Below are 19,392 nucleotides of genomic sequence, written 5' to 3' on the forward strand. Positions count from 1 at the left end.
CGCCGTCAACGGCGGCGCAGCGCCACGGTCTCCAGCGCCGGCGGCGTGTAGCCGACGTCGAGCGGGTTGAGCACGCTGCCCGGCGCGACGAGTGCGTCGATCCGGTCCAGCGCCTCGGCCGACAGCGGCCGGTCCACCGCGGTGAGCTGCGACACGAGCTGGTCGTGGGTGCGCGCACCCATCACGGCCGTGCTGACGCCGGGATGGGCGAGCACGAACCGCAGCGCCAGCTCGACCAGCGTGCAGCCCTCCTCGGCGGCCAGGCGCACGAGTTCCTCGACGACGGCGAGCTTGCGCGTGCGCATCTGCTCGTCGGCGAAGTCGAAGTGCTCGCTGTTTCGCAGCGCGCGCGAGTCCGCCGCCGGTTCGGCGTCGGCCCGGTACTTGCCCGTCAGCCAGCCGCCGTTGAGCGGGCTCCACACCATGACGCCCATACGGTGCCGTTGCGCGGTCGGCAGGGCAGCGGCCTCCGCATGCCGGGCCAGGATCGAGTACGACAACTGCTCCACCGTGAAGCGCTCGCGGCCACCGCGCCGCGCCGCCCACTGGGCCTCCACGATCTCCTCGGCCGGGAAGCTCGACGAGCCGATCGCCCGCACCTTGCCCGCCCGCACCAGGTCGCTGAGCGCCCCGAGGGTCTCCTCGACGTCGGTGTGGGGATCGGGACGGTGGACGAGGTACACGTCCAGGTGGTCCGTCCCCAGCCGGCGCAGGCTGTCCTCCACGGCCCGGGTGATCCACAGCCGGGAAGTGCCGCCCCGGTTGCGGTCGAGCGGGCCCGCGGGCATCCGGCTCGCGACCTTCGACACCAGGACGACGTCGTCGCGCCGTCCCTTCAGCGCCCGGCCGATGATCTCCTCCGACTCGCCGAAGGCGTACACGTCGGCGGTGTCGACGACGTTGACCCCGGCGTCCAGCGCCGTCGCCACCATGCGGTGGCACTCCGCCTCGTCGGTGTTGCCCCACGCGCCGAACATCATCGACCCGAGACAGAGCTGACTCACCTCTATGCCTGTCCCACCCAGAATCCGGTAGTGCATGCCTGCCCTCGTCTTCCCAGCCGACGCCCTGTCGCTGTCCTCTCGCAGGCTCGCACGGCGGCGGGCACGAAACCCATGTCGCGCGGGGCCAGCATCCCTGGCCTGCGTGTTGTGTCGGCAGCACATCGACCCGCGGGTGTGTGCGTGCCTAGTCTCAAAGAAATCCGAACAAAGAGATCCGAACAATGAAATCCGAACTACTCACTGGAGGTACCGTGGCCACCGGTCTCACCTCGGCACGCTGGACTCACATCGCGCTGCCGACCGGCGATCTCGACAAGTCGATCGCGTTCTACACCGCACTGACTCCGCTGGTCGTGGTCGAGCGGTTCAAGGACGCCGACGGCGAGAGCGTCTGGCTCTCCAACGACCAGCAGGCCGAGACGCCGTTCGTGCTCGTCCTGGTGTCGTTCAACAAGGACAAGGGCAACCAGCTGGGTCTGCTGCACCCGTTCGCGCACCTCGGCATCGAGGTGCCGACGCGGGAGGACGTCGACGCGCTCGCGGACCGGGCCCGCGAGCTCGGCTGCCTGCACTGGGAGCCGCGGCAGATGCCCGAGCCCGTCGGCTACATCTGCGCCCTGAAGGACCCCGACGGCAACGTCGTCGAGATCTCCCACGACCAGCGCGTCTTCGACTCGGTCCGCAAGAAGTGGGGTTCGTCCTGAAGGACACCCGCGCCGCCGTCGAGGCCTACCTCGCGGCACTGAACGCGCACCACGCCGACGCCGTGGCCGCCTGCGTGGCCGAGGACTTCGTCAACGAGCACACGTCGTCGATGGGACAGAGCCGCAAGGGCCGCGCCGAGTACCGCGCCGCGCTGACCGGGTTCCTCGACAACTTCGGGGACCTGCACTACGCGCCCGAGCGCTTCCTCGTCGACGGCGAGTCGGCTGCGGTGCCGTACGTCCTGACGTTCCTGATGCGTTCGGCGGGCGACCGCCCCGTCCGCGTGCGCGGAGTCTTCGTGTTCACCGTCGCCGGCGGCCTCATCACGCGGCGCACGGACTACTGGGACAGCCAAGAGGTGCAGCGGCAGCTCGCCTGACGCCCCGGCCGCAGCCCGGAACCAGCTTCATGACACCCCGTCCGCCTCTCGTGCGGACGGGGTGCCGGTGTGTCGCCGCCCGACCTGCGTATCGCTCTGCATGATGCCGTCTCGTATTGCTTGACATGATGTCGTCTCGCATTGAAAGATGCCGTCATGCAAGTGGTGACGACACAGTCCGGCCTGGGCCGGATAGAGGACGGGGCCATCGCCCTGTTGGACACGGCTTTCCCGCACGTCGGCGCGGTCCTCGAACAGGAGGGCTCGTTGCAGGGCCTGGCGTCCTGCGCGGTGCGCCGGCGGATCCCGCTCGACCAGGCCACGATCGTGGCGCCGCTGGGCCGCCCCCGCGCGGTGTGGGGCGTCGGGCTCAACTACGTGTCGAAGGCGGCCCGGGCCGGCCGGGGACTGCCCGATCAGCCGATCCTGTACCTGGCCGCGTCGTCCGCCGTCCTGGCGCCCGGCGCGCAGGTGGTGCTCCCACGGGCCGCGGCCGAGCCCGACTACGAGGGCGAGATCGCGGTCGTCGTCGGACGCCGGCTGTACCAGGCGTCCGAGTCGGAGGTCTGGCCCGCCATCGCCGGCATCACGGCCGCCAACGACATGACGGCGCGCGACATCATGCGCACCACGGCGACGCCCGCCCTCGCCAAGAGCTACCCGGGGTTCACGCCGCTCGGCGCGTCCATCCGCACCCCCGACGACCTCGCCGACCGCGACGCGATCCGCGTACGAACGTGGGTCAACGGCGAGCTCGTGCAGGACGACACGAGCGCCGGGATGATCTTCGCGGTCACCGATCTGCTCAGCCGGCTGTCGTGGTACACCGCCCTCGAACCCGGCGACGTCGTCCTCACCGGAACCCCGGCCGGCACCGGCCAGGACCGCGCGTGCTTCCTCGCCGACGGCGACGAGGTACGGGTCGAGGTGGACGGCGTACTGCCCCTTGTCACCCCCATCGCGCGTCCCGCGGACGCCACACCGCACGACCACCGGCTGACCGAACCCGTCAGCTGACCGCCCCTCACACTGGAGCACAACCGATGCCCAACTCCTCCCCGTCGTCCTACGACCTCGTCCTGGCCGGCGGCACCGTCATCGATCCGGCGTCGGGCACCAACACCCGGCTCGACGTGGCGGTCACCGGTGACCGCATCGCCGCGATCGGGGAAGGGCTGGCGGCGGGCGCGGCCCGCACGATCGACGTCACCGGCTCCACCGTGCTGCCGGGCCTCGTCGAGGGCCACACGCACATCTTCCAGTACGTCTCCGCCGTCGGCGCCCCCGCCGAGGAGGCCCACCTGCGGCGCGGCGTCGTCGCCGCGGCGGACGCCGGCACGGCCGGCGCCTCGACGTTCGCGGCCTTCCGCAAGCTGGTGGTCGAGGCGAACCCCCTGCGCATCGTCAACTTCCTCAACGTCTCGGTGCTCGGCCTGATCGACTTCAGGTTCGGCGAGCTGCTCAACCCCGACACCCTGGTCCCGGAGGACGCGCTCGCGACCGCCGAGGCCCACCCCGACATCGTGCGCGGCTTCAAGATCCGGCTGTCCGAGGACGTCGTCGGCGAGAACTGGGAGTCGCTGCTGAAGAAGTCCGTGGCGCTGGCCGAACAGGCCCGTCTCCCGCTGATGGTGCACATCGGCGAGACCGAGGAGCCGGTACCGGTTGTCCTGGACTTCCTGCGCCCCGGCGACATCGTGGCGCACTGCTACACCGGCAAGCCGAACGGCATCCTCGACGGCGACCAGGTGCACCCCGCCGTCATGGCGGCCCGCGAGCGCGGCGTGCTGTTCGACTCCGCCCACGGCAAGAGCAACCTCAGCTTCGAGGTGGCGCGCCGGGCGATCGCCGACGGATTCCTGCCGGACATCCTCAGCTCCGACACCAGCGCCCGCAACTGGCGCGGCCCGGTGTTCGACCTGCTCACGAGCATCTCCAAGCTGGTCGCGCTCGGCGCGCCGCTGGAGGAGTGCATCCGCCGGGCCACCGTCGCCCCCGCACAGCTGCTCGGGCTGGACACCGAGGGCTACGGGCGCCTGGCGGTCGGCGGACGGGCCGACGTCACGGTCGTCGACTGGACCGACGAGGTCACCCTGCCCGACGCCGCGGGCAACACCATCCTCGCCCCGCGCCTGGAGCCGAGCGTCGTGCTGCACGCCGGCGCCGAGGTCGAGATCACGCCGTGGCGCGGTCTGCCGTCGGCGTGAGACGCCCGCCCGTCCCGGGGAGGACGCGATGACCATCGGTGACGTCCACCTCCTGCGGCGCCGGCTGCGCGCGGCCCTGACGGCGGGGGGACCCGCCGTCGGTACGTTCGTCAAGCTGGCGTCGCCCGACGTGGTGGAACTGGCCGAGGCGGCCGGGTTCGCGTTCGTGGTCGTCGACCTCGAACACTCCACCCTCACCGAGCAGAACGCCGTCGACCTGGTGCGCCACGCGCACGCGTGCGGCCTGCCGGCCCTGGTCCGCGTGCCCGAGGTGGACGCCGCCGCCGTCAACCGGCTGCTGGAGGCCGGGGCGGCGGGGATCCAGCTGTCCATGCTCACCCGTGTCGCCCAGGCCCAGGCACTCGTGGCGGCGACCCGGTTCGCGCCCGCCGGCCGCCGCTCGGTCAGCCTGGCCAACCGGGCCGCCCGTTTCGGTGCGGTCCCGCTGGCCGGGTTCCTGCGTGCCGAGCGGGACGACCCGCCGGTGCTGGTGGGCCAGATCGAGACGGCGCACACCGATCCTCTGCCGGATCTCCTCGCCCCTTTCGACGTGTGCTTCGTCGGCAGCACCGACCTCGCGGTCGACCTGGGGCTGCCGGCCGACCCGGCGGTGCTGCGCGCCGCGGTGGACCGGGTGCGCGAGGCCGCCCGCTCGGCGGTGGTGGCGTTCGGCGGCTGGGTGCCGGTCCGGGGTGCAGCCGCGGACCTGGGCCTGAGTGACGCCGACTACCTGGTCGTCGGCTCGGACCTACAGATGTTGGCGACCGCCCTGCGGACGGCTGCCGGAGAGGAAAACCAGTGACCACACGCAACGCGGCGCTGTTCAGCACCGTCCTCAACTGGGACGAGCTGCCGGTGACCCAGGTGCGGCCGGGGGTCCGCCGTCGCGTCTACGCGACGGACGAGATGATGATCTGCCACCACGAGCTCGACGTCGGCATGACCCTCAACCCGCACCGGCACGAGGACTTCGACCAGCTGGTCCATATCGCCGAGGGACGTGCGAACTACTACGTGGACGGCGTCGCCCACGACATGCGCGCGGGGTCGTTCCTGCTGGTTCCCCGCGGCAGCGAGCACTACGTGGAGCCGACGGAGGCCCCCTGCGTGAACATCGACTTCTTCGTCCCGCCGCGGGCCGACCTGCTTCCCTGACCGAAGAAGGCTGATCATGGCCCCATCGACGACCAGTGCCGTCACCTTGGACATCAACGGCGAGAGGTACGCACTGTGCGTCGACCACCGCACCACCGTGCTCGATGTCCTGCGTGAGCGCCTCGATCTGACCGGCACCAAGAAGGGCTGCGACCAAGGGCAGTGCGGTGCCTGCACCGTTCTGCTCGACGGCCGCCGGGCCGTGGCGTGCCTCCAGCTCGCGGTGGCGGCCGAGGGCCGCGAGATCACCACCGTCGAAGGTCTCGCGGACGGCGACCGACTGCACCCGGTGCAGCAGGCGTTCCTCGATCTCGACGGCTTCCAGTGCGGCTACTGCACACCCGGGCAGATCTGCTCGGCCGTCGCGGTGATCGAGGAACACGCGGCGGGCTGGCCCAGTGCTGTCACCGGTGACGTCCGCCTCGAAGCCGGGCCGCCGCCGTTGACCGCGGAGGAGATCCGGGAGCGGATGAGCGGCAACCTGTGCCGCTGCGGCGCGTACGTGGCGATCGTCCAGGCGGTCGCACGCGCGGCCGGGACCGAGAGCACGAGGCCGGCGGCATGAAGGAGTTCGGATACCAGCGCGCGCACGACGTCCTTGGCGCCCTCGCCCTGCTCGACGCCGACCCGGACGCCCGCTTCCTCGGGGGCGGCACCAACCTCGTCGACCTGATGAAGACCGGTGTGGAACGGTCGGGCCGGCTCGTCGACGTGCGCGCGCTGCCCCTTGACCGAGTCGAGTCGACGGAGAGCGGCGGCCTGCGTATCGGCGCGACCGTGACCAACAGCGACCTCGCCGCCCACCCCGAAGTCCGAAGCCGCTACCCGGCGTTGGCGCAGGCGGTGCTGGCCGGTGCCTCGGGGCAGCTGCGCAACATGGCCACGGTCGGCGGGAACCTGCTCCAGCGCACCCGCTGCGGCTACTTCGCCGACGTGACCAAACCGTGCAACAAGCGTGTCCCCGGCAGCGGTTGCCCCGCGGTCGAGGGCGAGCACCACAACCACGCGATCCTGGGCGCCTCCGAGCGCTGTGTGGCCGTCCACCCTTCTGACATGGGCGTGGCGCTGACGGCTTTCGACGCGGTCGTGTCGTACGAAACCGCCGACGGGCCTGGCGAGTTGCCGCTCGCCGAGTTCTACCTGCCCGTGGGGGACACCCCGCACCGGGAGACCGCGCTGCCGCCGGGGGCGCTGATCACCGGCGTCACCCTGCCGCCCGCCCCTGTCGCCGCCAACTCCCGCTACCGGAAGGTGCGCGAGCGTGCCTCGTACGCGTTCGCGATCGGCTCGATCGCCGCCGCGCTCGACGTCCGAGGCGGCGTCGTGCAGGACGTACGCCTGGCCTTCGGGGCGGTCGCGTCCAGGCCGTGGCGGGCTCGGGCGGCCGAACGCGTGCTGACCGGTGCGCCTGCCGAGGCCGAGACCTTCGCCGCCGCCGCGGACGCCGAACTGGCCGCCGCGAAGCCGCTGCCCCACAACGGATACAAGGTGACCCTCATGCGCAACCTCGTGGTGGCCGTGCTCACCGAACTCGCCGAGGAGGCCGCCCGATGACCACCTCCCCCACGCGCCGGCACTCCGTCGGCACCGCGCGCACCCGTGTCGAGGGCCGGGACAAGGTCACCGGAGCCGCCCGCTACGCGGCGGAGATCCCCTTCGCCGAACTCGCCCACGGCTGGCTGGTGTTGTCCATCATCGCCCGTGGTCGTGTCCGCTCGCTGGACACCGCACCGGTCCTTCGGATGCCGGGCGTGCTCACTGTCCTGCACTACGGCAACGCCCCGCGCGTCGACAACGACTACATGACCCTGCTGGGCGTTCCACCGGACCCGACCGTGGCCCTCTTCCAGCACGACCGGGTGCCGTACCTGGGCTGGCCGGTGGCCGTGGTCGTCGCCGAGACCTCCGAGCAGGCCAGGGAGGCCGCCGAGGCGCTGGTCGTGCACTACGAACGTCAACCGCACGACGTCGAGTTCTCCGGATCACGTCCGGACACCTACCCCCTGGACACCTACGAGCCCGCGGTGGTGGAGAAGGGCGACCTCGCAGCTCAACTCGCCGTGGCCGCCGTCGTCGTGGACGCCGAGTACACCACGCCGGAGGAGCACCCCCACCCGATGGAGCCGCATGCGGCCACGGCCCGCTGGGACGGCGGCCGGCTCGAAGTCGTCGACTCCAACCAGGGCACCGCCAATGTCGCGAGCGAACTCGCCAAGCTGTTCTCGCTCGACGCGTCCTCCGTGCGCGTGCGCTCCGAACATGTCGGCGGCGGCTTCGGGTCCAAGGAGCACGTCCGGGCGCACCAGGTGGCCGCGGCGATGGCCGCGGCCGTCCTGCGGCGGCCGGTTCGCGTCGTTCTGACACGACGTCAGATGTTTTCGCTCGTCGGCTACCGCAGCCCCACCGTGCAGCGGGTCAGGCTCGGCGCCGACGCCGACGGCCGGCTGCGCGTCCTCGAACACCGTTCCCTGAACCTCACCTCGAGCATGCACGACTGGGTCGAGCCGTGCACTCAGGGGGCGCGGGTGATGTACGACGCCGACGCCCACCACACCTCGCACCGGGTCGTACGGCTGGACGTGCCGACCCCGACCTGGATGCGCGCCCCGGGCGAGGCACCGGGGTCGTTCGCGCTGGAGTCGGCGCTCGACGAACTCGCCGAGAAATGCGGCCTGGACCCGATCGAACTGCGCGTACGCAACGAGCCCCAGGTGGGGCCGGTGTCCGGGCTGCCCTTCAGCCCCCGCAGACTGCTCGCCTGCCTCCGGGAGGGCGAGCGCAGGTTCGGCTGGGCGGACCGGGATCCACGCCCCGGCCTGCGCCGGGACGGGCGCCGGCTGCTGGGCACCGGCATGGCGGCGGCCTCCTTCCCGGCCATGGCCGTGCCCGCGACGGCGGCCGTGACGGCCGAGGCGGACGGCGGCTTCACCGTGCGGGTCAACGCGGCCGACATCGGGACCGGGGCGCGGACCGCGCTCACCCTGATCGCCGCCGACGCGCTGAGGGCGTCCCCCAGCCAGGTCCACGTGCGCCTGGGCGACAGTGACTTCGGCCAGGCGGGGCCCGCCGGAGCGTCCATGGGCACTCGCTCCTGGGGATGGGCGGTCACGGTCGCGGCGGGGGAGTTGCGGGAGCGACTGGCCGCGGGTGCGGTCGTCCCGCCGGAGGGGATCACGGTGCGGTCGGACACCGCCGAGGCCGTCCGGGCCCTCGCAGGCAGGGAACGGCACTCCTTCGGTGCGCAGTTCGCCGAGGTCGCCGTCGACGTAGGCACCGGTGAGGTGCGCGTGCGGCGCATGCTCGGCGTCTTCGCCGCGGGCCGGATCGTCAACCCGCTCACCGCGCGCAATCAGCTCGTCGGCGGAATGACGTGGGCCATCTCCATGGCCCTGCACGAGGAGGCGGTCCGGGACCGGGCCACGGGCGGCCTGGTCGGCGCCGACCTGGCGGGCTACCACTTCGCGGCCCACGCCGACGTCCCGCTCATCGAGGTGGACTGGGTGGACGACCCCGACCCGGACGACCCGGTCGGAATCAAAGGCATCGGCGAGATCGGGATCGTGGGCGCGGTGGCGGCGATCGCCAACGCGGTGTGGCACGCGACCGGCGTACGTCACCGTCATCTGCCCATCCGGCCCGACCGCGTGCTCCTCGCCGGAGCCGCGGATGCTTGACCTCGCCGAGGAACCGAGGACGGCCAGGCCGTGTTCCAGCCGTTCGGTCACAGCGACGAGGACGTCTTCGCGAGTGGCCTGACCGGGCGCCGCCCGGGTGGTTCGGGGCCGGCCGCGTAAGCCGTCGAAGACCTCCCGTGATGGACGTCTCCCACGACACAAAGCCGGCCCCCCGCCTCCGCGGTGGGCCGGCTTTGTGCGTCGGCACGTGGGTCAGCCGGCGACGGCTGTGCCGTCCGAGGTGCCCAGCCGCTGCGACAGCGAGCGGGCGGTCTCCAGCAGTGCCTGGGCCATCGGCGACGTGACGTCGTCGGGGACGGTCGCCGTCGTGCCGACGACAGCGAGCGTTCCGCTGATCTCGTCGCCCTCGAAGATCGGCGCCGCGATGGTGCGGACCCCGTTGACGGCGGGGGAGTTGACCGACAGCCCGTGCCGCCGGATGGCCTCGAGTTCGTCGGTGAGCTCGGTCGACTTGCGGACCGAGCGCGGCAGCGCCGGTACCTGGTCCGGGGGCAGGAACGTGAGGAAGATCCGTCCCTGTGCCGAGGAAGTGAGGTCGAGACGCGAGCCGACCCGGACGCTGATGCGCACCATGTGGGCGGTGTTGTCCACCGAGCGCACCACGGTCGGCGACTCACCGTCCCAGACCGACAGCACGATCGTCTCGTCGATGCGCCGGACCAGATCCTCCATGTACGGCTCGGCGGCGGCGACGATCGGTAGGCCGGCCCGCGCGGCCGAGGCGAGCGTGAGCACCTGGGGGCCGAGGGAGTAGAGCGAGGTGCGCTGGTCGTACCGCAGCAAGTTCGCCGCCCGCAGCGCCTTCGTGTAGCGGTGCGCGGTCGCCTTGCTCGCCCCGAGACGCGCGGTGATCTCATTGAGACTCATCTGCGGCTTGCCGACCGTGAACGAGCCGAGGATCAGTGCCGCACGCTGCACCGTCTGGATGGTCGGCGCGGTCGTGTCGGGAGCGCCCTGCTCGCCGGTGCCGGGCTGCGCCTTCGTGGCCATGGGTTCTTGCTCCTGTCCCGTGCTTAATAAGGTGGTAAGACGTTGAGTGGAACACCGTATTGGATAGCGTAACGGTGGGGGCCGTGCAAATGTGCGGGAAGTGCTGAGGTGGTCCTCCATGGCGAGCCACGGCGGTGAGCGGGAGTGGGGCACTCACGCATCGGAGGAGTGCCCCGGCGTGAGCGAGCGTGCCGGGTCGAGCAGGGAGGCGATGTGGTTGACGGCGAGGGCCGCCTCGCCGAAGCCGATCGAGATGAGGCTGACCTTGCCGTCGTGGTCGGCGATGTCACCGGCCGCGAAGACGCGCTCGCGGCTCGTGCGCATCGTGCGGTCGACGAGGATGCGCCGGCGGCGCAGGTCCAGTCCCCACCCTTCGATCGGGCCGAGATCGGCGATGAAGCCGAGCGCGGCGACGACGGACTGGGCGGGCAGGCTGATCCGGTCGCCGCTGTCGGAGCACGCGACCACGACCTCCGAAAGCGCCCCGTCGCCGGAGATCTTCTCGACCTCGTAGGGCGTCAGGACCCGCACGGAGGATGCGTGCACCTGCTCGACGGTGCGTTCGTGGGCCCGGAAGCGCGGACGCCGGTGCACCACGGTCACCGACGAGGCGATCGGCTCCAGCGACAGCGCCCAGTCCAGCGCGGAGTCCCCGCCGCCGACCACCACGACGTCCTGTCCGGCGAGTTCGTCCAGCCGCGGCACGAAGTACCGAAGCCCCCGGCCGAGGTAGTCGGAGCCCACCGGAAGCTCGCGGGGGACGAAGTTGCCGATCCCGCCGCAGATGAGCACCGCCCCCGCCGTGATCCGCGCGCCGGCGTCGGTCGTGGCGACGATGCCCTCGCCCGCGTCGTCGAGCTGGGTGACCCCGTGCCCCAGCAGATAGGTGGGGTTCCACCGCCCGGCCTGCTCGGCCAGCCGGTCCACCAGGTCCTGGCCGCGGACGGCGGGGAAGCCGGCCACGTCGTAGACGAGTTTCTCGGGGTACAGCGCGGCGATCTGGCCGCCCACCTCGGGCAGCGCGTCGGCGACGGCGACGCTCAATCCGCGGAAGCCGGCGTAGTACGCGCCGTACAGCCCCGTCGGGCCGGCGCCGATGACGAGCAGGTCGACGGAGACCTCGGGGCCGGCGCCCGTGGCGTTCGGGAAGGCGCTCACGCTCCCACCTCGGGGTGGTCGCGGCCGATGCGGCCGACCTTGCGTGCGCCGCCGGGCGACCCGAGCGGTTCGGCTCCGACGATCTCCAGGGTGAAGAACTCGGCGTTGATGCGCTCGGCCTGCTGGGCCTCGGCCGGCAGGTCCTCGTGGTGGAAGATCGAGATCTGCGGGCAGACGGGTTCGCAGCGCCCGCACTCGACGCATTCGTCGGGCTGGATGTAGAGCATCCGGTCGCCCTCGTAGATGCAGTCGGCCGGACACTCCTCCATGCACGACTTGTCCATGATGTCGAGGCAGGCCTGGGTGATGACGTACGGCACGGGCTTTCTTGCCCTTCACACGGTCGCACAGAATGCGAGATGGTGTCTTCTAATGTGGAATGGATGATGACGGTGTCGGCCCCGGGTGTCAACCATCAGGTGATTGCTTGACAGTGTCGCGTGTGCTAGGCGAAGCTGGTGCGACATACGAGATGGCGTCTCACAGCACGCCACTCGGGTCGGGACTTGTGAGAGGCATACGCCGTAATGGGAAGCAACCCCCGGACCGCCCCCCGGACCGTCCCAGCACCGATGATCGTCGAGGACTGGGACCAGCTCACCTTCCGGGTCAACCGCGAGGCCTACCGCAGCGCGGAGATCTTCACCCGGGAACGCGGCTGGGTGTGGACACACACCTGGCTCTACCTCGGTCACGAGACCGAGATCCCCAACCCCAACGACTTCAAGGTCCGCACCCTCGGCGGCCGGCCACTGATCTTCTGCCGGGACAGTGCCGGCGAGGTGCACGCCTTCCTGAACTCCTGTCCGCACCGCGGCACCGTGCTGTGCCGCGAGAGCGAGGGTTCGGCCAGGCTCTTCCAGTGCTTCTACCACGCCTGGACATTCCGCAACAACGGTGACCTCGCCGCCATCCCCGACGCCGACGCGTACGAGTCGACCGACGAGTTCAAGGCGTCCATGGGGCTGCGCGGTGTCCCGCGCCTGGAGATCCACGAGGGGTACGTCTTCGTCGCCTTCGACCCCGACGTCCCGCCGCTGCTCGAGCACCTCGGCGACGCGGCCGACTACATGACGATGATCGAGCAGCAGCACGTCGGTGGCATGACCACACTGCCCGGCACGCAGCAGTACAGCGTGCGGGGCAACTGGAAACTCGCCGTCGAGAACGCGATGGACGGCTACCACTTCGCGCCGACCCACAACACGTTCGTGGGCTACCTGCGCGAGAGCGGCTACGCCGTCACCGACGACAACCAGTACGCCTACAACCTCGGCAACGGCCACGGGCTGCTGGTCCTGACCGGGCACGGCGGACGTATCAGTATGGAATGGGAACCGCGCTTCGGCGAGGACGAGCGGGTGCGCACCGAGGCCCATCGAGCCGAGATGACGCAGCGGCTCGGGGAGAAGCGGGCGCACCACGTGGCCGACGAGAGCCACATCCTGTTCGTGTTCCCCAATCTCCTCCTGTTCGACATCGAAGGGCTGTCGATCCGGCAGCTGGAACCGGTGGCACCCGACCAGACCGACGTACGCGCCTGGCAGCTGGTCCCCCGTGACGAGGACCCGGCCGCGCGCGCCCTGCGCATGAAGACGGTCGTCAGCTTCGTCGGCCCGGGCGGGCTCGCCACGCCGGACGACATCGAGGCGTACGAGGCGGTCCAGCGCGGCATCCAGGCCACGGCGGACACCGCTGTGCCCGAGCTGGACTACAGCGACATGTCACGCGGCATGGCCGACGAGGTCAAGGGCGTGCAGGGCAGATCGACCGACGAAGGTGCGATGCGGGGCTTCTGGCGGCACTGGATCGAAGCCGTCGGCCTCGATGACGGCCTCGCCGTCCACGGCGACCGCCCGGCGGCCTTCCTCGAAGGCAGGGACGTGCGATGACCGCGATCACCAACACCCACTCCGTGCAGTGCCAGGGACGCACCATCACCCGCCCGGAGGTGGAGGACTTCCTCTACTCCGAGGCGGACATCCTCGATCGCTGGGACTACGACAGCTGGCTGGCCCTCTTCGAGCCCGGCGCCCGCTACGAGATCCCGACCACCGACTACCGCCCCGGCTGGTCGCCGCACGAGACCGGATCCTTCGTCGACGACGACTGGGACCTGATCCTCGCCCGCGTCAAGCGCCTCAAGTCCCGCAAGGCGCACGCCGAGAACCCGCACTCGCGCACCCACCGGCTGGTCTCCAACGTGCGGCTGTCCCAGCACACGGAGGATTCCTTCCGCGTGTCGGCGTCCTTCGTGGTGCACCGCGCCCGCGACGGCCACTTCGACGCCTACGTCGGCTGGTACGAGCATGTGCTGGTGCCGACCGAGGACGGACTGCGGTTCCGCTTGCGGCGCTCGGTCCTCGGCCACGAGTCGCTGGCGGCAGGCGCCCGGCTCAGCTTCATCCTCTAGCCGGCGACGGATGGTGACCCGATGATCCGACACACCCTGTCCTTCCGCTTCGCCGACGAAGTCGACCAGGCCGTACGGGATTCCGTGCTGGCCGAGCTGCGCACCTTCCCTGACCGCTACCCGGCCATGCGCGCCTTCGTCCTCGGCGAGAACATCAGCACCCGCGACCAGACCTTCACCCACACCATGGCCGTCGACTTCGACAGCCGCGACGACCTGCTCGCCTATCTCGGCAGCGAGTCCCACGAGAACTTCGTGCACACCCGCTGGCGACCGGTCATCGACCGGCAGGCCATCACCTCGTTCGAGTACGCCGAGCGTCCGTCGCTCGCTGCAGGAAGGACATCCCCAGTGAGCACCCGCCCGCACGCCCCGTACGGCATGGAGTACGCCCGGATCGAGGTTCCGGACATGCAGGCCACGATCGACTTCCTCGAGTACCACGTCGGGCTCCAGCTGGAGCAGCGTACGGACGAGTACGCCTACCTGCGCGCCGACATCGAGCACCACGCGATCGAGCTGATCAGCGCGCCCGAGCGCACCGACGGGTGGACGACCGCGGTCGGCTACAGCGTGGAGAGCGAGGAGGTCCTCGAACAGCTCCACAAGAGCGTCCTCGACGCCGGCCTGGAGGTCCTTCAGCTCCAGGAACGCCAGCAGGCGCTGTGCGAGAACGGCTTCGCGGTCAAGGACCCCAACGGCCTCATCATCGAGCTGTTCACCGAGTTCCAGGAGTACGCCGAGCCGCCGCACATCGAGATCCGGCCGCTCAGCCTGGTGCACCCCTTCATCGCCACCGCGAAATACCAGGAGACGCAGGCCTTCTACCGACACGTCCTCAGGTTCATCCCCTCGGACTACGTCGTCGGCTCGACCACGTTCTTCCGCGGCGAGGACCGCCACCATCACAGCGTCGCGGTGCAGAACAACAAGGAGCACTTCGTCGCGCACCTGTGCTTCGCGATGAAGAGCCTCGACCACGTCATGCGGATGCGCGCCCGCGCGCTGTACAAGGGCGCGCCGATCGCCTCCGACATCGTCAACCACTCGGCGTCGACGTCGATCGCGTTCTACCTGCACGACACGCGCTTCGGCCCGAGGTTCGAACTGTGCGACGCGCACCGGGTGCTCACGCCGGAGGAGCACGAGACGCACCGGGCCCGCAGGATGCCGGCCGACCCGCGCAACATCGACGTATGGCGTCCGGCGTCCGACGACTGGGGACGTTTTTGAGCCGGAAGCTGCCCTTGGGACAGCAGCTGCTCGACGTCCTGCACCTGCTCGACGCGACCCCCGCTCCCCGCGGGCAGGAACGGACGGCGGCCCACCGGCTGCGCGCCTGGTGCGCGGACCGGTGGCCGCACGTCGAGTGGCAGGTACTGGAGCACGGCCCCACAGGCGCCAGCCTGATCGCCGCGCACGGGGCCGGGCCGCTGCTGTACTCCCACCTCGACACATCGCTGGACGACGGCGGGGCGCACAACCACCTCGTCACCGGGAACGCCGCGCCCATCGCTCCGCTCGGCGTGAAGGGTGACGTGGTGGCCGGCTTCGGCCTCGGGGTCGCCCGCGGGCCGGCGGCCGCCGCGCTCGTCGCGTTCGCCGAGGCGGGTGCCGGGCGGCTGCTGCTCGCCGGCTCCGGCACGCACCGCCGCTCCGGCGAGATCACCGGCATCGAGGCCTACGCCGACGCGTACCCGCTGCCGCACTCGGCGATCGTCGCCAAGTGCGGCCCGCCCACCCTGCTGTGGCACGAGCCGGGCGCGCTCTACCTGACCGTCCGGGTGACCGGCCGCTCCGGGGCCGCGATGATGGCGGAGTCGGCCACGCCGCCCGGGGGAGTCGTCGCGGGGGCCGGCATCGTGCTGGACGAGCTGGCCCGCTGGCGCACGGCCTACCTGGCCGCCGACCCGCGGGCGGGACAGACCGGCCGGGCATGCGGCATCGGCGCGATCAGCGGGGGCTGGCCGGACAAACCGGACCTGCTGCCCGCCCAGCTGCGGATCGATCTGTACGTCGTCACCGGTGACCCGGTGGAGCCGAAGCCGCTGGCGGCCGAACTGGCCGACCGGCTGCGGGCACGGTGCGCACAGTCCGTGCTGCGCGACTGCGCGGTCGAGGTGGCGGCCGAGCCGGTCGCGGCAGCCGCGGCGACTCCGGCCGACGCCCCGGTGGTGACGGCCGCCCGCGCGGCCTGGCTCGACGAGTTCGGTGCGCAGCCGCCGCCGATCACCGGCTGGACGGGATCGACCGACGGTGTCGTCCTGCGCGCCCGGGGTGTCGACACCGTGCGTCTGGGCCCGCAGGCGAAGCCGGCGGCCGACGATCCACGGCGCGATGCCCTGTCGTTGGGGCAGCTGACCGCCTATGCGCGCATCTACCGCCGGCTGCTGACCGAATCATTCTGAATTTTCTTTCACTTTCCGAACAATCAGCACGCGGGGCGCATTCGCCCTGCAGAAAAGTGGGCAGGCGGATGGACAAGGTGGTCGCCTCCGCGGCCGAGGCGGTGAGGGACGTTCCCGACGGGGCGTCCCTGGCTGTCGGCGGCTTCGGACTCAGCGGAATTCCGGGCGCCTTGATCGAGGCCCTGTACGACACCGGCGTCACGGGACTCGACGTCGTCTCCAACAACTGCGGGGCGATGGAATCAGGCCTCGCCGTGTTGCTCGACGCGGGCCGGATATCCCGGGTCACCGGCAGCTACATCGGCGGCAACAAGGAGTTCGCCCGCCAGTACCTGGGCGGCGAGATCGAGCTGGAGCTGATCCCGCAGGGCACCCTCGCCGAGCGGCTGCGGGCCGGGGGCTGCGGCATCCCGGCCTTCTACACTCCGGCCGGGGTCGGCACCCAGGTCGCCGACGGCGGACTGCCTTGGCGCTACGACGGCCAGGGCGGGGTCGCCGTCGCCTCACCGGCCAGGGAGGTCCGCGAGTTCGACGGCGTCGAGTACGTCCTGGAACACGGCATCACCACCGACTTCGCCCTGGTGCGGGCGGCGAAGGGCGACCGGCACGGCAACCTCGTGTTCAACAAGTCCGCCCGCAACTTCAACCCGCTGGCCGCCATGGCGGGCCGCATCACGATCGCCGAGGTGGAGGAGCTGGTCGAACCGGGCGCGATCGACCCCGACCAGGTCCACCTGCCGGGCATCTTCGTCCAGCGCGTGGTGGCCCTCAGCCCCGAGCAGGCCGTCGACAAGAAGATCGAGAACCTCACGGTGACGCCCAGGGAGGTGCGGGTCTGATGGCCTGGACACGGGACGAGATGGCCGCCCGCGCGGCCCGCGAACTGCGCGACGGCGAGTACGTCAACCTCGGCATCGGGCTGCCGACGCTGATCCCCAACCACCTGCCCGAGGGTGTCCACGTCGTGCTGGAGTCGGAGAACGGCATCCTCGGTACCGGCCGCTTTCCGTACGAGGACGAGGTCGACCCGGACCTGATCAACGCGGGCAAGGAGACGGTCACCGTCCTGCCCGGCGCGGCCTTCTTCGACTCCGCCCTGTCGTTCGGCATGATCCGCGGCGGCCACATCGACGCGGCCGTACTCGGCGCCATGCAGGTCTCCGAACGGGGCGACCTCGCCAACTGGGCGATCCCGGGCAGGATGGTGACCGGGATCGGCGGAGCCATGGACCTGGTACACGGTGCCCGCCGGGTGATCGTCACCATGACCCACATCGCCAAGGACGGCACCCCGAAGATCGTGCAGGAGTGCGACCTGCCGCTGACGGGGAAGGGCTGCGTGGAGCGGATCATCACCGACCTCGGCGTCCTCGACGTCACCGAGGACGGCCTGGTCCTTGTCGAGACCGCCCCCGGCGTCACCGCCGATGAGATCACCGCGAAGACGGCGGCGAAGGTGCTCGTCCTCTGAGACGACCTCGCCGCCCGCCGGGGGGCCTTCGCCCACGGCACCGGCGACGAGTACCGCGGCCCACCCCCATGACCATGCTGCCGGCCGGTCGACGCTCGCCATCCTGGGCGATCGTCGACCGGCTTTTGCGTGTCCGGCCTCGAGGCCGTGATCGTGGCCGGAGACCCGCTCGCTGTACACGGCGGCTCCCCGGTGCCGGCGGGACGCTGCCGCCCGGATGCGCTCGCGGACTTCCTCGCCACGACAGACGACCGCCGCAGCCAGAGGTCACCCTGGCTGCGGCGGTCGGGAGTTCTCCCCGGCGGCACCACGATCCTCAGCACGCTCGGCGAGCGACTGGTGTCCGAGGGACACCGGCCGCCGACGCTCATGAGGGCGCCGGCCGCGCGAGGCTCAGTGACGATCGACCGCCGTCACCGCGAGGAGACGGCGTCAAACGCCCCAGTCGTCGTTGACGGTGACGGCGTCGGCGAGGCGGAATCGGCCGCCGGTCACCAGGGGTGTAGTGGGCTCACCCATCACGACGACGTGCTTGCCGAACTTAGGGGCCAGCGGTCGGCCGACGTCGCGCTTGAGCCACAGACGCAGCAGGTGGCGGCGGCGCTCCGGTTCCGGGTGGTCGATGTAGCTGGTGCGCGAGTGCAGTGCGGCGTAGTTGAGCAGCCACTGCACGTCCCCCGGCTGGAAGTCCATGTCGATCGGCAGTCCGGGCTCCTGCGAGATCTCGTCGAAGAGGGTGATGGCCGCGGCCTGGTCGGGCGTCAGTTGGGGGACGCCGGGGTACTCCTGCGCGCTGAAGATCATCGAGTTGCCCGCGTAGGTGCTGAAGACGCCGTTGACGTGGCTGAGGATCGGCGAGGTGTACGTGAGTTCCGGGGAGTCGGGGTCCTGACGCCGCCAGTCCCAGTGGTAGGTGTCGAAGAGCCGCGCGGCGAGGTCCGGCCGGCGACGCAGCATCTCGTTGTAGATCGTGGTGCCGCTGACCAGGCTGGAGGCTCCGCCCTCCTTGGCTCCGCGCAGGCACATGAGGGCGACGACGTCGGAGCTGTCCGAGTGGAACGGCAGCCGGTCCCGTATGCGGGAGGGCAGCGCGCCCTCGTCGGACATCGTCTTGTTCGACGTGGCGATCACGTGGTCGAGCAGGTCGCCCCTCTGGTTCTGCCCGATCGGCAGGCCGAGGTGCAGGCCCATGATGAAGAAGATGGCCCCGGCCACGGGGTCGCCGTACTCCTCGGTGCGCAGGCCACGCACCAGGATGAAGCCCCGGCCGGCGTCCATCTGCTGGGCGCACTCGTCGTTGAGGGCGCGACAGGCGTCGAACGGGTAGTCGGCGGCGGTGACGGTGCGCAGGTCGGGGTCGTCGGCGACGAAGCGCCGTCCCAGGTCTTCCAGCTCGGCGCGCTCGGCGTCGCTGAGGACGTAGATCCATTCGGTGGACTTCGACAGCTCGTCTCCGCGCCAGGCGGACGGCCCGGAGATCGGCTCAATGCCGACGGTGGTGGTCACGATGATGCACTCCTCGAAAAATGTGGTGAAACAGCCCGTCGGCGAAGACACGACAGGCGATGGACACTTCAGTGCGGCGGGGGCTCGTCGCGCGGCGACGAACGACACTCAGAAGGGAGTCTGAGGCTCGCCGACCGCCGTGCCCGGGCGCAGTCCCTCCCGGGGCGGGAAGAAGCTGAGCGGCTCGTCGTAGGTCCGGCGGCCAGAGCACGACACGAGCAAGACGCCGATCAGAGCGACTGGCCTCATGCTGGTCCGTCCTTTCGAGAAGTGCCTCAACCATAGGAGACGTCCGAGTCTC

Annotated in this window: 21 protein-coding genes; 15 read left to right on the plus strand and 6 right to left on the minus strand. The window is 70.8% G+C overall.

The window, feature by feature from the left end:
- Positions 1 to 5: 5 nt before the first annotated feature.
- Positions 6 to 1,040 (minus strand): aldo/keto reductase, encoded by a 1,035-nt coding sequence (locus AB0I77_RS24010; RefSeq protein WP_363284704.1) that lies wholly within the window; start codon positions 1,038 to 1,040, stop codon positions 6 to 8.
- A gap of 215 nt (positions 1,041 to 1,255) precedes the next feature.
- Here AB0I77_RS24010 and AB0I77_RS24015 point away from each other — a divergent pair, with 215 nt between their 5' ends.
- The 9 genes from AB0I77_RS24015 (at position 1,256) to AB0I77_RS24055 (ending at position 9,124) form a co-directional block, all read left to right on the plus strand.
- On the plus strand, positions 1,256 to 1,708 hold the full coding sequence (locus AB0I77_RS24015; RefSeq protein ID WP_266451644.1) for a VOC family protein: 453 nt from the start codon (positions 1,256 to 1,258) through the stop codon (positions 1,706 to 1,708).
- Positions 1,693 to 2,088, plus strand: a complete 396-nt coding sequence (locus tag AB0I77_RS24020; RefSeq protein ID WP_363284705.1) for a nuclear transport factor 2 family protein — start codon at positions 1,693 to 1,695, stop codon at positions 2,086 to 2,088. The genes AB0I77_RS24015 and AB0I77_RS24020 overlap by 16 nt, the downstream gene beginning before the upstream one ends.
- Before the next feature lie 156 nt (positions 2,089 to 2,244).
- Positions 2,245 to 3,105 (plus strand): fumarylacetoacetate hydrolase family protein, encoded by an 861-nt coding sequence (locus AB0I77_RS24025; protein WP_363284706.1) that lies wholly within the window; start codon positions 2,245 to 2,247, stop codon positions 3,103 to 3,105.
- 26 nt (positions 3,106 to 3,131) lie between these two features.
- Positions 3,132 to 4,295 (plus strand): amidohydrolase family protein, encoded by a 1,164-nt coding sequence (locus AB0I77_RS24030; protein WP_363284707.1) that lies wholly within the window; start codon positions 3,132 to 3,134, stop codon positions 4,293 to 4,295.
- 28 nt (positions 4,296 to 4,323) lie between these two features.
- A complete protein-coding gene (locus AB0I77_RS24035) occupies positions 4,324 to 5,097 on the plus strand; it encodes an aldolase/citrate lyase family protein (protein ID WP_363284708.1) in 774 nt (257 codons plus the stop codon).
- The gene (locus tag AB0I77_RS24040; RefSeq protein ID WP_124442829.1) at positions 5,094 to 5,450 is read left to right on the plus strand and encodes a cupin domain-containing protein; all 357 of its coding nucleotides are present in this window, start codon (positions 5,094 to 5,096) and stop codon (positions 5,448 to 5,450) included. Before AB0I77_RS24035 ends, AB0I77_RS24040 begins: the two co-directional genes overlap by 4 nt.
- Positions 5,451 to 5,466: 16 nt before the next feature.
- Positions 5,467 to 6,015 (plus strand): 2Fe-2S iron-sulfur cluster-binding protein, encoded by a 549-nt coding sequence (locus AB0I77_RS24045; protein ID WP_363284709.1) that lies wholly within the window; start codon positions 5,467 to 5,469, stop codon positions 6,013 to 6,015.
- Entirely contained in the window at positions 6,012 to 7,004 is a 993-nt protein-coding gene (locus AB0I77_RS24050; RefSeq protein WP_363284710.1) for a xanthine dehydrogenase family protein subunit M, read from the plus strand. The genes AB0I77_RS24045 and AB0I77_RS24050 overlap by 4 nt, the downstream gene beginning before the upstream one ends.
- Entirely contained in the window at positions 7,001 to 9,124 is a 2,124-nt protein-coding gene (locus tag AB0I77_RS24055; protein ID WP_363284711.1) for a xanthine dehydrogenase family protein molybdopterin-binding subunit, read from the plus strand. The genes AB0I77_RS24050 and AB0I77_RS24055 overlap by 4 nt, the downstream gene beginning before the upstream one ends.
- Before the next feature lie 213 nt (positions 9,125 to 9,337).
- On the opposite strand, the gene AB0I77_RS24060 is transcribed toward AB0I77_RS24055, so the two are convergent.
- The 3 genes from AB0I77_RS24060 to fdxA all read right to left on the minus strand — a co-directional run bounded on the left by AB0I77_RS24060 (position 9,338) and on the right by fdxA (position 11,613).
- A complete protein-coding gene (locus AB0I77_RS24060; protein WP_363284712.1) occupies positions 9,338 to 10,135 on the minus strand; it encodes an IclR family transcriptional regulator in 798 nt (265 codons plus the stop codon).
- Positions 10,136 to 10,288: 153 nt separating this feature from the next.
- Entirely contained in the window at positions 10,289 to 11,293 is a 1,005-nt protein-coding gene (locus AB0I77_RS24065) for an NAD(P)/FAD-dependent oxidoreductase (protein ID WP_363284713.1), read from the minus strand.
- The gene (gene fdxA / locus AB0I77_RS24070; RefSeq protein WP_363284714.1) at positions 11,290 to 11,613 is read right to left on the minus strand and encodes a ferredoxin; all 324 of its coding nucleotides are present in this window, start codon (positions 11,611 to 11,613) and stop codon (positions 11,290 to 11,292) included. Before fdxA ends, AB0I77_RS24065 begins: the two co-directional genes overlap by 4 nt.
- A 252-nt stretch (positions 11,614 to 11,865) precedes the next feature.
- On the opposite strand from fdxA, the gene AB0I77_RS24075 reads away from it, so the two are divergent.
- The 6 genes from AB0I77_RS24075 (at position 11,866) to AB0I77_RS24100 (ending at position 17,585) form a co-directional block, all read left to right on the plus strand.
- On the plus strand, positions 11,866 to 13,185 hold the full coding sequence (locus AB0I77_RS24075) for an aromatic ring-hydroxylating dioxygenase subunit alpha (RefSeq protein ID WP_363284715.1): 1,320 nt from the start codon (positions 11,866 to 11,868) through the stop codon (positions 13,183 to 13,185).
- A complete protein-coding gene (locus AB0I77_RS24080) occupies positions 13,182 to 13,706 on the plus strand; it encodes an aromatic-ring-hydroxylating dioxygenase subunit beta (protein WP_363284716.1) in 525 nt (174 codons plus the stop codon). The genes AB0I77_RS24075 and AB0I77_RS24080 overlap by 4 nt, the downstream gene beginning before the upstream one ends.
- Positions 13,707 to 13,727: 21 nt before the next feature.
- Positions 13,728 to 14,939 carry a Dabb family protein gene (locus AB0I77_RS24085; RefSeq protein ID WP_363284717.1) on the plus strand — a complete coding sequence of 404 codons (1,212 nt, stop codon included), beginning with the start codon at positions 13,728 to 13,730 and terminating at the stop codon, positions 14,937 to 14,939.
- A gap of 14 nt (positions 14,940 to 14,953) precedes the next feature.
- A complete protein-coding gene (locus tag AB0I77_RS24090; RefSeq protein WP_363284718.1) occupies positions 14,954 to 16,114 on the plus strand; it encodes a hypothetical protein in 1,161 nt (386 codons plus the stop codon).
- Between the two features lie 68 nt (positions 16,115 to 16,182).
- A complete protein-coding gene (locus AB0I77_RS24095) occupies positions 16,183 to 16,953 on the plus strand; it encodes a CoA transferase subunit A (protein WP_363284719.1) in 771 nt (256 codons plus the stop codon).
- Entirely contained in the window at positions 16,953 to 17,585 is a 633-nt protein-coding gene (locus AB0I77_RS24100; protein WP_363284720.1) for a CoA transferase subunit B, read from the plus strand. Before AB0I77_RS24095 ends, AB0I77_RS24100 begins: the two co-directional genes overlap by 1 nt.
- A gap of 432 nt (positions 17,586 to 18,017) precedes the next feature.
- Here AB0I77_RS24100 and AB0I77_RS24105 read toward each other — a convergent pair whose 3' ends face one another.
- Together AB0I77_RS24105 and AB0I77_RS24110 are read right to left on the minus strand one after the other, a co-directional pair.
- A complete protein-coding gene (locus AB0I77_RS24105) occupies positions 18,018 to 19,091 on the minus strand; it encodes a TauD/TfdA family dioxygenase (RefSeq protein WP_363284721.1) in 1,074 nt (357 codons plus the stop codon).
- A gap of 108 nt (positions 19,092 to 19,199) precedes the next feature.
- Entirely contained in the window at positions 19,200 to 19,340 is a 141-nt protein-coding gene (locus tag AB0I77_RS24110; RefSeq protein ID WP_363284722.1) for a hypothetical protein, read from the minus strand.
- Positions 19,341 to 19,392: the final 52 nt, after the last annotated feature.

Origin of the sequence: Streptomyces sp. NPDC050619 (assembly GCF_040654815.1) — a bacterium.
Classification (GTDB): Bacteria; Actinomycetota; Actinomycetes; order Streptomycetales; family Streptomycetaceae; genus Streptomyces.